The sequence below is a fragment of the Algoriphagus sp. genome (assembly GCF_024305035.1).
GTDB lineage: Bacteria > Bacteroidota > Bacteroidia > Cytophagales > Cyclobacteriaceae > Algoriphagus.
Genome location: NZ_JAMWZB010000033.1, coordinates 18,515 through 32,790, shown reverse-complemented (window position 1 = coordinate 32,790; position 14,276 = coordinate 18,515). Strand labels below are relative to the sequence as shown.

Here is a 14,276-nt window from a genome sequence, read left to right as displayed (position 1 = left end):
CGATAAGTATATGTTATGTCATTAGTATTTTTAAATATTTGTTCTATTTTCAGTAGTAAGAAAAAACGATTAATTCAAATAAAAATAAAAATTATAAAATATTAGATTAATTAAATAAGGTTATTAATGTAAAAAGCTTCAGTGATGAAGCTTTTTTTATTTAAAAAAAAATCAATAAAATGTAATATTGATGTATAATTAATATCCTGTATTTATATTAATGTATGAATTTAATAAATTAGAGATGAAACAAATTGGGGTGATTTTTAGGGAAAATATTCTGTAAGTCCAGGTTGTAAACTTTCAATTTTTCCAGTTTTTAATTTTTGATTAAACCAATTAGATAATTTTCTAGCTCCATTTTGATTTAAGTGTTCTACGTCAGCAAAATCATTTAATTCTAATGGGAATTTTTGTAAATCCAAAAATGGTACTTGTGTATAATTTTCGTGATATATTTTCTGAAAGGTTGGTTCATTTGCCAATTCACTGCAGCTTTCATGTTGTGGAGTTCGAATGAAAATTAACTTGATGTTTTTTTCTTTACAAAAATTTACAATCTTATCTAAATAATAAAGATTGATGCTGGAGATAGGACTTGATTGCTCTTGTTCAAATTCAATGATTTCATCTGAGGACATTTCTCGAGTTAGGGCAGAATATCTTCCGAAATACCGGATATAATCTATATCGTCTCTTACTAATTTCCATAAATTATTAATAATACTTTTAAAATAATTTTCAATGGTATAGATCGGATTATAAATTAGTAGAGTTTGAATTTGGTCAAAATCTAAAAAAGGGGCGTAGAATGTAAATCTATGGTTAAGATATTTTTCCTCCCAAATCCAGTCATTCATTGCCTTGCTTATGGAATTATTTGAAAATTCTAAAGTTACTAGTTTAATTTCGGGATTGTGAGAAGATAGTTTTATTAGTTTAGAATATGTATAAAAGTAGGGTTCAGCTGAATTTGCAAAGTTTTTAGTTTTGTTTATAAGCGTATCATTGTAGGCAAATTCAGCATGGGAATGTCCTAAGATATAGGTTGAAGACTGAGTGGACTCATCAAAATTTCCTTTCTTGTTGATTAACAAATTAATTGATAAAAACAAAATAATTGAGGCACATATAAAAAATGAGAGAAATAAAGCGATTTGTTTAAGAAAACTCTTCATGTTAAAATTGGAAATAAATAAATTCTTGTGGTTGACCCGAGTAGGAAATTATCAACAGGATTAATACAAAATACAAGGTCCATCGGAAAAATTTAGGGATGTTCATTTGTTCCAGTGGAAAGTCTTTTGTTTTGTATATCCATTCTAATCCAGTGAAGATTAATATCCACACTAAAACTTTTATGGCTCCATTTAGATCAGATATGGAAGGAAGGTCGAAAATTGATCGATGGACTATACCTTGAATGTAAGCAAATGCTTCCTTAATGCTATCAGCTCTGAAAAATATCCAAGCTATTGTTGTTAACGAAAATGTAGAAAGCATTTTCAGAAGATCAGTTAATTTTGGAATTAGATGATTTCCTCCAATAATTCCCAGGTTAGTTCGATTCTTTTCGGATATGGCAAGTGGAATGAAATATAATGCGTTTAAAAAGCCCCAAAAGATAAATGTCCAGTTCGCACCATGCCAAAATCCGCTTACAATGAATATAATTAAAATGTTTCTGATTTTCTTGATTAAGCCTACTTTACTTCCTCCTAAAGGAATGTATAAGTAGTCACGAAACCAAGTGGACAAAGAAATGTGCCATCTTCTCCAGAATTCCGCTATATCTCTGGAAAAGTAGGGATAGGCAAAATTTTTCATCAAGGAAAATCCAAACAAACGTGCTGTCCCTATGGCGATATCAGAATACCCTGAAAAGTCACCATATATTTGAAAAGCAAACAAAATTGCGCCAATTAGTAATGCCGAAGAATTATGATTTTCCGCATTATTGAAAATTTCATTAACAAATACCGCACTGCTGTCTGCAATAATAATTTTTTTGCTCAATCCCCAAAGAATTTGCCTTAAGCCTAATTTTGCTTCATCTAAATTGAAATTACGCTGGACTTCAAATTGTGGAAGAAGGTTGGTGGCTCGCTCTATAGGTCCTGCTACTAGTTGGGGGAAGAAACTGACAAAGGCGAAAAAAGAAACTATGTTATCCGTGGGATCTAGTTTTCTTCTGTACACGTCGATGGTGTAGCTTAGTGTTTGAAAGGTATAAAAGCTGATCCCCACTGGAAGAATTATTGATAGGCGCTCTACAGAAATTGGATTTCCAAAAAAAGTGTATGCTTCTTCAAATGAATCAATAAAAAAATTGAAATATTTAAAGAACATCAAAAGCCCCAAATTGAGCAAAACACTGGCTGTCATGGCCATCTTTCTTCGAGAAGATTTACTTGAAGAAAAAATTATTTTGCTCAAATAGTAATCACTTATACTACTGAAAATAATCAAATATAAAAACCGGTAATCCCACCACCCATAAAAGAAATAACTGGAGATTACTATAAAAAGGTTTTGAGCTTTTGTTTTCCCTTTAAGAAGAATCCAATAAATAAAAAATACAATGGGTAAAAAGATGGCGAATTCAAGAGAATTGAAAAGCATATAGGGAAACTAGTTCAGTGATTTTCAGTAAGTTCGTTACTACTTATCAGTGGCTGGTGTAAGAAGGTTTTAATTTTTCCAAATCATTGCAAAAATACTGCTTTTCCAATCTATTCCAAACGCTTGTTGCAATCAGGGAAGCTGGGAGTTGAGTTTAAATTAATTTCGATTTAAAATGTAAAGTAGAGTAAGGAATTTATCGCTTTAAAAGCCATATGGACTCATTTGATCGCTCTTTACAAAAAGAGATTGGCTTGGCGCCAAGGGAAAGCGAGGACGTAAAACTCCCTTATTCGAGGCAAACTTTACTAAAATGTTGGTGCAAAAACTATCGGGGATTTACTTCCTTATGTTTTTGATTTTCAAATGCTATTTTTTGATGTTTAATTTATTTATTTTCCAAGTTTAACCTGGAATTCTGGGCAGTTTTCTAGTGCTGGGGTTTGAATGGTATTATATTTGATCTTATAAAATGATTTGTGCTTCATTTGTGAGATAGGTTGAAAAGATCAAGAGTTGTTTTAAAAGTCTAGGCGATTAATTCAATTCTTTTGCCTTTGGAGGGTATGGCTCAAAAATGCATTATCTCCTGAATTTGGAGAGAAGAGTATTCGATACTCAAATTACTCTTCTCGGAACATGATTATCAAATGATTAAATTTTGGGAATTGGATTGAAAATTCCTTTGGAAAAAAATAGGTTTATCTAGGTTGGGTTAAAAAATGAATAACTTTTGTTATCGATTGGTTTAACTTAAGGGAATTCAAGCATTTCGCATGAAAAAACAATTACATCCGAATAATTTCTTCCGGTTCGTTTTCTTGGTTTTAAGCTTTTTGTTTAAAACACCAGTTCTTTTTGCTCAGACTGTACCTGTCATTCCCAATTCTCCTATTGATTTCCCCCCAGCCTTTGAATGTGTGTTTATTCCTGACTTTGAAAACAATTTTTCAATAAGAAGATCAACATCAACGCAAGAGAAGGTAACTATTGATTTAGCAATGCCCTTAGTCGGAGATGTAACGGGCGATGGTTCACCGGAAATTTTAATTCCCGCCAAACAAGTAGACCCTACGTTTAGAAATTACATTACCTCTCATACCCGGAACATTCTGGTTTACAAAATGACGAATGATGGAATGGGGACTGAGACGTTAGTCAAAATAGGAGAAATTCAGACCCCCTACTTTTCCATCGAATCACCTGCCCAATTTGTGCTGGCAAAGGTTGATGGCGGGGCTCCTTTGATTATCGTGGCAGCTTCTTGGGAGCCGTTGAATAATTGTACAAACCCATCCAACGACCCTATTTCGAATTGCGTGGGACTGGGAGGTCAGGACTACCGAAGTAAATTGGTCGCTTATCGGTTTAACGGCTCAACATTTGAGGAGGAATGGGTTTCTACTGAAAGTTATGGAAGAAACGTGCCTTGGAGTTCAAAGCCTCTCAAAATTTCGGCAATTGATCCCATCTATCAATTTGGTCACCCTTTATACGATCCTTTAGCTCCTCCAAGATATTATAGATTTCCATCTGGGGGGGCTCCTGCTGTAGCAGACTTTAATGCAGACGGTTCTCCAGAGGTCTACATTTATAATGAAATTTTTAATGCCGAAACCGGGCAATTCATCACCAGCGGTGAGGCACTTAGAGATCCAGCGTTGGATGAATTTGATTCCGATAGCTATTATGGGCAAGGAATTTCTCAAGTTTCTCCGGGAAATTCTGATGAAATGATTGCTGGGACTACCGCGGTCTCGGTTGCAGCTGATTTGGACAATGATGGCGTCCTTGAATTGGCGGCAGGAAACACGATATATAAAGTTAATATTAATTCAGGATCCACTTCAGGAACCATGACACCTATATTAGCTCCCAACTTCAATGGGAATTTTTTAAGAGACGGATATACCTCCATCGCAGATATAAACTTAGATGGGCAACTCGATGTAGTTGTTTCGGTGGCAAGAAAAGGAACCACAATGGATAGGCAGCTTTATGCTTGGACTTTATCTGGCGGATCAGGTTCGATTCTGGGTTATAAGCTTATCCCAAATACAAGTATTTCAGATCCGAGTCTTACTTCTAACACAGATGTTGCTATAAGTCTTCCATTTATAGGCGATGTAAATGGAGATAAAAAACCCAATATTGGATTTACTACCCCCAAAAGGTTATGGATGTTAGAGTTTGATCCCGGAGGACAAACGTTTAGAAAACTTACCACTTGGCCAGGGGAGTTTATCTCAACTAATGACCGCTCAGGTCATACCTACATCACCATGTTTGATTTTGATCAGGATGGGAGACAAGATCTGGTTTATAGAGATGAGGAAAATTTAAGAATTCTTGATGGGATCACTAGTGCAAATAGACCTGGGGCAACTTTTCCCTCTTATTCACAAACTGCAAATGAAGGAGCTATAGTGGCAGACGTGGATATGGACGGGGAAGCAGAAATTTTAGTAACGGATAGAGGAAGTGATCCATTTGATGGCAATAATCAATTAGATCGTTCTGCTTTTTTAGTTGTATATAAATCCCTTACCAAGCCATGGGCACCTGCTCGAAGTGTCTGGAACCAGTACGCCTATTTTAGTTTTAACGTCAATCAAGATCTGACCATACCTGTTCCCCAACCCAATCATGGGAGAACCACCGGGTTTTATTTTCCAAAATACAATGAATTTGGGTGTTTGGAATCTGACGAATTTCCATTTAATAATTTTCTGGTTCAGACGACACTTTATAACGATGCAGGTTGTCAGACAACAGCAATCAATCTTATGGATGCTGAGGTGGAGATTCTCTCAAGTAGATTTATTTGCCCTGCTCCAGATCAGAGTATTGAATTTGAAATGTTGATTAGAAATGCCAGTGATGCCATTGGCGACTCCAATGCTGCTATTCCCACGGATACTCCCCTTTCTTTTTACGTAGACGGAGTTTTTATTGGGCAGTATACTTTGGCTGATTTTGGCTTACCAATGCTGATGCCTGGAGAAGAGGTTACTTTTTCTACTTCAATTGTCAGTGCTGTTGCGGATGAACTTACTACCGGTGTCCAGAATTTTCAAGCAATCATTAACTGGGATGATGCAAGTCAGAATGTAGTCTATGAGGAATGTATTTATGACAATGAATCCACTCTTCCACTTATTTCAAGACCTCTTTATTCCATTAATTCTCCTTCTCCACTTTGCTATGAGGACAATAGTGGTTTAATTAATTCCTTTGTAATTACTCCTGTTAACACGGTGGCAGGGTCTGTGGAAAGTACCCAGTTGCAATGGTTTTTAAATGATCCCGCAGGAACACCATTGACTAATGATGGGACCTATTCGATTGACCCGGTTGATCAAAGCCTTTCTATTACCGGATTAAATCCCGGTGTTTACCAGTTTTATTTAGTAGATGGATGTACTCAACAGGTTGTTGATACTCAAATTGAAGTTTATCCTTTACCTTCTGCTACCTTCTCCTCAACCCAGGCACTATGTTTTGATTCAACCTCTGGGTCATTGTTGGTTGATAACCACCAAGCAGGTTATGTATATTATGTTTCAGGAATTTTATTTGATGGGTCCAACTTTGCAGAAACCCGATTCGACTCAGAAAGTGCGTTAGAAAATGCAGGGTTCAAGGCTGGAGATTATACCATTCGGACAGTCAATGAAAACGGAACCAATTGTCAAACTATTTCCCAAGTTTCCATAAGTCAGCCCGATCAGTTACAACTAATTGATCCACAAGAAGTAGATCCAATTTGTGAACCTTCTAACGGTAGTATTTCTTGGACCATCACCGGAGGAACCCCATCGGCGAGTTTCCCCTTCTATACCTATCAGTTGACCAATAATACCACGGGTGAGACTTTTGATAATGCTGATATTTCTGATTTAGGATCCTCTCGAGTGGGTGTTTCAAATCTACCGGGGGGGAACTATACCTTAAATGTTACGGATAATAACAGTTGCGAGGTGATTCAGAATTTCGAGTTGACAATTCAAGAAGATCCGGCATTCGAATTTCCAAATGATGCGACGATTTGTGAAGGTGATGAACATGTAGCTCAACTAAATGTCCTTAGCTTGGGTACTCCGGCTGCAAATCCCGTTTATCAATGGGGGGTAGGCACCGGTTCTGCATTTAGTCCACTTTCCAGCGGCCAGAGCGTGGCAGGGGGAACCATTGAAATTTCAGGGGATGGATTAACCGCCACCTTTAGAAATCTAGCACCAAATCCTGCTGGACACGAATTTGTGGTAAGAATTGAAAATGCCTGTGATCAGCCAGAATCAACTTTTTTAATTCAGGTTAATCCAATTCCTCAAGTGGATGTTTCTACCCAAGACATTAGCTGTTTTGGAGGAAGTGATGGTCAAATCACCCTTACTAGATCAGCGGCAGCTGATCCAAGTGAGAACTATGAATACACGTTGACTGAAACCGGAGAGAACAATACTACTGGCGTATTTTCAAATTTGCCTTTTCAATCAAATCCTTATGTAATTCTGGTTAGAAATTTAGACACGCAGTGCCTGGATTATATTTCTGTTCCTTTGAATCAACCCAGTCAGGTTCAATTGATCGATCAAGCCATTGTCGACGCGACCTGTGGCCAAAGTAATGGAGCAATTTCAGGTACGGTGACGGGAGGAAATGGGCCCTATGAGGTAAGCCTTGTTTTGGATGGAAGCGTTTTAAGTACAGTCGCTACCTCGGATGCCTATAGTTTCACCGATTTGGGTCCGGGTACTTATACTTTGGAGGCAAAAGATTCAAATGACTGTATCAGTCCTGCACTTTCGGCTCCCATAATCAACGATGATAAGGCGGCAGTATCCCTTGTTCTGGAAGATATCGAATCTTGTGAATCCGAGTTGATCCAATTGGTCCCTCAGATAGACACTCAAGGATTTCCCAGAACGGTAAATTGGTATAAGGATGCGGCCATGACCGAATTAATTTCGGCTGGTGCTGATTCGGGCGATCCTTCTATTTCTTATAATCTAGCTGGCGAAAACCTTGAAATTTCAGGTCTTTTAGAAGGTACTTTTACTTATTATTTGGGAGTTTCTGGTGAAAATTTCTGTCCGGTTCCAGTTGAAGAAGTTACCGTCACCATCTCTGCTGGCCTTAATTTGGAATTGGTTTATGATCAAGAAATTTGTTTCGGAGAAGGCGTAACGGTTACCGCAAATGCCTCTGGGGGCAATGAGGTATTTGAATACAGTTTGGACGGTGGACCTTTTCAAGCGTCCAATACCTTTGATGCAGTTTCCGCAGGAGACCATACCCTCACCGTTCAGACGAATCAAGGATGTAGCCTGAGTGAAGACTTTACCGTAGTGGGCCCAAGCGCCCCTATTAGTATCAATGACGATCCAGTCCTAATTTCTACAAGTTGTGGTTTAGACAATGGAGAAATTAGCAACATTCAGATAAGTGGCGGGTACGGAAACTATACCCTTACTTGGTATAAGGATGATCTTAACTCTACGCCAATAGCAACGGATTTTCTTGAACTATCGGATTTAGCCATTGGTACGTATTTCGTATCCATTGTCGATGAAGGAGGTTGTGAGTTTATAAGCACCTTTGAAATCAGTGAACTCCCATCTCCGGAAGTTTCAATTACCGAAGACCAGGTATGTATAGGAGAATCAATTTCTTTGATTCCTGTACAAACAGTGAGTGGAGCCGCTCCAACAGATCTAATTTGGTATGCAGACGCTGCAACTACTCTTCCTTTGGAAACTGGACCCGATGCAACTGACCCTAATATAACCTACACCATAGCGGAGAATAATGAATTGACCATCCAGGGATTGCCCGTGGGTACCTACACCTACTATTTGCAGGTGGTTTGTACTGGAGAATTAGTAGAGGCAAAAGCCGTTGTGAACCCGCTTCCTGCACCAGAGTTTGTAATAACTGATGTGCTCTGCTTTGGTGAAGAAAGTGGAAAAATCACAGTGAATTCCGGGGGGAGTTCGACTTATACTTATACGTTAAATGGAGGGAACTCCATGACTCAGAACGAACTAGAATCCTTAAATTTACCTTCAGGACTCTATACTCTGGGGATCACTGATTCTCAAACCGGTTGTTTTTCCCAAACTGAAGTCGAGATTACCCAGCCTGAGGCGTTGGTTTATAGCAAAGGGAATTTACAAGACCCTACTTGTGGTGATGACAATGGGAGCTTTGACTTTACGCTTTCAGGGGGAGTTGGACCTTATCAAATTCAAATCAACGGACAAGCAATTGACCAATTCAGTTTTAGTGAAAACCTAGGCGTTTATTCACTCTCAAATCTTGGACCGGGTGATTATTCTATTACAATTCAGGATTCGAACGGTTGTTTACTTGATTTTCCAAATGAGTTTACCTTAGTAAATAATGAAGGTACTACCATTCAAATTGATCCGATGCAGGATTTTATCTGCGAAGGGGAAATAGCCGAATTAGTACCTCAAATCGTAACTGCTTCAGGCAATTCGCCCCAAGTCAGGTGGTTTTTGGATGAAAACCTTACTCAACCCATTACCTCCAATTACGATCCTTCTGGTTCTGGTATTATGTATCAAATCAATACCGGAGATGGAAGTTTGGAAGTGTTTAATCTTCCAGCAGGTACTTTTGAATATTACATTCAGTTGTCTGGACCTGAATTTTGTACCATCTCAGAAGTGGCTGAAGTTGAGGTTTCTCAACAGATTTCTGCAGAGCCTGTTATTACGCCAATTACCTGTTTTGGGGAAAATGATGGCCAGCTCGAATTGATTAATATTCAAGGAGGTAATGATCCACTAGAGTTTTCCTTAAATGGAGGTCCATGGCAGGATTCTCCGCTCTTTAGTGACTTGGAGCCGGGGAGTTATACCATCAGTGTTCGTGATCAGTCAGGTAACTTTAATTGTACTTTGGAAATTCCTGATTTACTTGTGGAGGGCCCTACAGCACCCATAAGCCTTGGTCCTGATGTTATTGTCGAGCGAAGTTCCTGTGATCTGGAGAATGGAAGTATTTCTAATCTGGAGATCCAAGGAGGATGGGGGAACTATCAAATTGAATGGAGAAGTAATGCAGAAGATGGTCCTGTAATTAACTCAGGAGACCTAAGTGGAATCTCTAATTTGGGCCCGGGTGTGTATTTCTTAATTGTTGTGGATGAAAAAGGATGTAAAGCCGTATTTGATTTTGAAATTACCGAGCAAAATAAACCTGATTACTCGCCGGTTGCGGTAGACCCGATTTGTGAAGGAGAACTAATTACTTTAGAAGCCATCAACACGGTATCTGATGCCTCATCTACCACTTTTACTTGGTCAAAAACGCCTAACCTAGGTGATCTTATATCAGAAGGAGAAGATCCTAATCTTCCTGGAGTGGCCTATGTGTTTGAAGAATCAGGCACAACGCTAGGGCTTCAAATTAGCGGTTTACCTGCTGGAAATTATACCTATTACTTAACCATTGAATGTACTGGACAAGAGATACCTTTTGCTTTTGAGGTTAGAGCTAGTCCTGCACCAGTTTTCGAAAAATCAGATATCACCTGTTTCGGGGTTGAAGATGGGAAAATCAGGGTGTCCTCGGGTGGAGAAAGTGATTTTGTATATTCCATCAATGGTGCTTCCGGGATTAGCGCAGAAGATTTAGAGGCTTTAAATTTTGCTCCAGGCATTTATGAAATACAGGTTGGTAATGAGGCAAATTGCTTATCAGAGATTTACCGTATTGAAATTACCCAACCTGAATTATTGGAAATTATAGATGTGGAAACCAAAAATTCTGCCTGTGGTAGCAATGACGGGTTCATTGAAGTTACGTGGAATGGAGGCACCCCTAATTATGCGGCTGTCTTGTTGGAAAATGGCACCCAAATCCAAAGCCAAAATACTGGGGATAACACCATCCGGTTTTCAAATTTGAGTCCAGGAGAGTATTCGATAGAGATCACAGATCTTTATGGTTGTTTCGTCAACACCACAGGGAACTTCACCTTAGTAGACGGTCCATCTGAAATTATTTTGCAAGACCTAGCCATTTGTGAAGGAGAGTCTGCGATCCTCACTCCTCAAGTTAATCCCGCAAACTCCAATGCCAGTTACTCCTGGTATTGGGGTAGTGTATCGGCCGCAAATTTATTAAGCGATGGGGATAGCAGAGCAGGAGTCTCTATTTCCATCAATTCCAATGGAACGCTTCAATTGGATGGCTTAGTAGCAGGAAACAATCCCGTTCTTTTTGTTACCGTTTCCGGACCTGGAATATGTGAAGGGGAAGAAAAAAGAGTAGAAGTACAGGTCGATTCAGCTCCACAAGTAAGCTACGTGAAACAAGATGAAGCGTGTTTTGGAGAGGGTGGAAGCATTCAATTTTCTGGCTCCGATATCGATGAGCTTCAATTCAGTTTGAACGGAGGAGCTTTCACTTCGTATTCAAATGGACTCATTGAAAACCTTGTTCCAGGGAATTATCAAGTCGTAGTGCAAAATACCACAGGTTGTCAAACTCAACTAACAGAAACTATCGAAATTCTAGGACCAACGGCAGAATTGAGTTTTGAAGAATTTGAAGTTAATCCATCAAGTTGCCAATCTCAAGATGGGGAGATACTCGGTCTAGTTTCAGGAGGTTCCGCTCCTTATTCTGTTTCTTTATTTTCTGGTTCGGGATCTCTACTCGAAGAACAAAACACGAATTCTACAGGAGATTTCAGCTTTACCGGTTTGCAAGCGGGAGATTATCAAATCCGGGTTTCAGACAGCAAGGGCTGCCTATTAAATAATGGTGCCATCACCATTTCAGATGAACCAACCGTAATTAGCGTGGATGATATCACCATTTGTGAGGGGGAGACCGGTGAATTGATGGCAACATTCAGTCAGTCGATTGCTTCGGTCAGCTTTGATTGGTATTATGATGAAGCATTGACCCAACCTGTTTTATTAAACGCCTCAAGCGATCAGTTCGGTGCCACATATCAATCTTCTGGTTCCGGTAGTTTACAAATCAATGGGTTGACGGCACAACCAGGGACGTACACCTATTTTGTGATGGTATCAGGTGATGGGGTTTGTCCTCCTGAATCACAGGAAGTTACCGTCACCGTTAACCCATTGCCTACCTTACGTGTTTCCAATCCAAGTATTGTATGTGATCCCAATCAGACCGTGGATTTAACCCAATTCATTGAAGGTTTTAACCCGAATGTCTTTGATTATATCATCGAGTCGCCATCAGGTTCTCCTTTGAGATTGGACCAGATTTCTGCTGTTAATTTGAGTGGCTCCTATTTGGTACAAGCATCATTTAAAGATAGTCAGTGCTTTACACCTGTAAATAGAATTGCTGTAGTCATTGCGGATACCGAATTGATTGCTGAATTTGATTATCAAATTGAATTTGCAGGAAGCCAACCCGTGGTAAACAGTGATGTCCAAGTCCTGGAGGATGTACAATTCTTGGATTCTTCTGTCGGTGATCCAATGATTTGGGACTGGGATTTTGGAGATGGCAATTCGAGTTCCGAGCAGAATCCGGTTCATCAGTATGAGGCTGAAGGAACGTATACGGTGACTTTAACTACCATCGATTCCTTTGGCTGTATATCAGAGACTCAGCGGCTTATTCAAGTATTTGATGATTATTTGATTATTGTGCCAAATGCATTTACCCCAAATGGAGAAAAGAATCAATTCTTTGTACCCAAATATCGGGGGATAGCATCCATGGATTTCTATATTTTCACTACGTGGGGTGAGCTTATATTTGAAACCTCAAGTCTAGAATCTCCAGGTTGGGATGGGACCTATAAAGGGCAAGAGGCCATGAATGGGAATTATGTTTACCGAGCGGTATTCATGACCCGAACCGGTACTAAGGTAGAGCGTTCTGGGGTCTTTGTTTTAATTAGGTAAGCTGTGGCCCTAAGGTTTAAAGAAAAAAAGCTTCTGGAAACCAGAAGCTCTTTAGTTGGCCTACTGCCAGATTTAAAACTTAACATGCTTAAATTTCGGGTTTTATTTTGTCCCAAAAAATACCCAGTTCTGGGTATTTTTAGCCCATTTTATTTTTTTAGGTAAGTATAATTTTTAGTTTAAACACCTTTTTTGGAAAAATCAAAACTTATATGTTTAAACTATGATAGAAACCAATCCTGATTTATTGAGACAAATGACAGATTTAAATTTCAATTTAAAAATCAAAATTCGGATACTTTCCACTCAGAAATTATTCAATTCATCGGTTTGGTAATTCATTAGTTTATTACTTAAGATTTCCTGAATTCATCCAACTAAGAAGGAAAACACTTAATTCATTTTTTAGAAGGTCACGCATGGCATGATTGCTGTATTTTGCAATAGGCAATGATTCAAGCACGAATCCGTTTTTTATTTAGCCTTTTAATCCATGAGCCATGAAGATTTTCAATTTACTTTCTAAAGCCTTAACAGGGTATAAATCCAGAACAAAAATCCTCAAAGGTCATAAGGTAACCTATCGCTATGTGGGTAAACCTGTACTTTTTGATGCCTTTACCATGTTGATGGATTTTGATTCTCATCATAAGGTTGCTCAAGTTATTTCGCCAACTGAGCGCCTTCTAGCAGAGATTGAGAATTTACCTTTTTGGGATTTACCTAGCCAAAGCCCTGCGGTAACATTTTCTACAACCATCCACAATCAAGCATTTCAGGTCAATCGTTACGTTCATCACCTTGAACACAAGCCCTGTAGCAAATATGAATTTTATCTTGAAAATCAAAAGCTTGCCAATTTCGTCCGAGTTTATGATTATGGGGCCAGCATCAAGTTATTTTTAGAAAGTCAAGTAAATACCTCTCCCAAATTTGATGAGATTGAATCTCAGCCTTTTGTTGTCAATGGAGGTAGCAATGAAAAGTTTCTAGCCGAGAATTTTGGCCATAGCCAGTTTTGGAAAATTCAGGATTGGGGTAGACTAAAGCAGCTAATTACCTCGCTTGGTTGATTTTTCTGATACTACATAAGGAATCACTGAAGGCAAAAAAGTGGAAGACGAATTGAAAAACTTAAATCGTTAAATCTAGGAAATTTCATTCTAACCGTGCCAGGTTGGATCTAAATCGTCATTCACAGATTTAAAATCTATTGAAAGAAGCTTTTCTTTAACTTATCTTTTCTCCGGTCTTGAAATTAAACTCTGCATTCATAAAATTGCTTAGAGTGAAATTAAGAATAAGCCATCGTTCAAAATCCTGGAATCATACCAGCTAAGAATTAAGCATTTTCCTTTTGAAAAATTTTTCTAAGAACTCTTAAGCATTAATAACTTTGGTAAAACCAAAAAAAGATATTAGAATCTGTGGTATATCATGCGCTAACAAAATATCCTAAAAACTATACAATGAATTAATCTTTTCTATGAATAAGGTGAGGTATTTGAGTTTGAAGGTTTTAGTCCTAATTTTTATAATTCATTAAATGAAATATAATCACTTACGAAAATTAGTATTTGATTTAATTCATTAAAATGTATTCTAAAAACAAAAAATAGTATGTACAAAACCAATTAAGTATATGTTAAAATTATCTATTAAAAATCCTCTATTTTGTACATTTGTAGCATAATTCTTGAATAATTGACTTGGCCTTTTAGC

General features: G+C 38.2%; 4 protein-coding genes. 2 read left to right on the top strand and 2 right to left on the bottom strand.

Features of this window, described 5'->3' with window-relative positions:
* Window positions 1-266: 266 nt before the first annotated feature.
* Window positions 267-1,178: a hypothetical protein gene (locus Q0L00_RS16600; RefSeq protein WP_297338012.1), complete on the bottom strand. Its 912-nt coding sequence runs from the start codon at window positions 1,176-1,178 to the stop codon at window positions 267-269.
* A 1-nt stretch (window position 1,179) separates the two neighbouring features.
* Window positions 1,180-2,199, bottom strand: a complete 1,020-nt coding sequence (locus tag Q0L00_RS16595) for an MBOAT family O-acyltransferase (RefSeq protein WP_363318560.1) — start codon at window positions 2,197-2,199, stop codon at window positions 1,180-1,182.
* A 1,199-nt stretch (window positions 2,200-3,398) separates the two neighbouring features.
* On the opposite strand from Q0L00_RS16595, the gene Q0L00_RS16590 reads away from it, so the two are divergent.
* Both Q0L00_RS16590 and Q0L00_RS16585 read left to right on the top strand, forming a co-directional pair.
* Entirely contained in the window at window positions 3,399-12,554 is a 9,156-nt protein-coding gene (locus Q0L00_RS16590; RefSeq protein ID WP_297338010.1) for a PKD domain-containing protein, read from the top strand.
* A gap of 500 nt (window positions 12,555-13,054) precedes the next feature.
* Entirely contained in the window at window positions 13,055-13,627 is a 573-nt protein-coding gene (locus Q0L00_RS16585; RefSeq protein ID WP_297338009.1) for a hypothetical protein, read from the top strand.
* Window positions 13,628-14,276: the final 649 nt, after the last annotated feature.

Coding starts and splice junctions, on each gene's coding strand:
- Q0L00_RS16590 (WP_297338010.1), top strand. CDS start 3,399: ATGAAAAAACAATTACATCCGAATAATTTCTTCCGGTTCGTTTTCTTG.
- Q0L00_RS16585 (WP_297338009.1), top strand. CDS start 13,055: ATGAAGATTTTCAATTTACTTTCTAAAGCCTTAACAGGGTATAAATCC.
- Q0L00_RS16600 (WP_297338012.1), bottom strand. CDS start 1,178: ATGAAGAGTTTTCTTAAACAAATCGCTTTATTTCTCTCATTTTTTATA.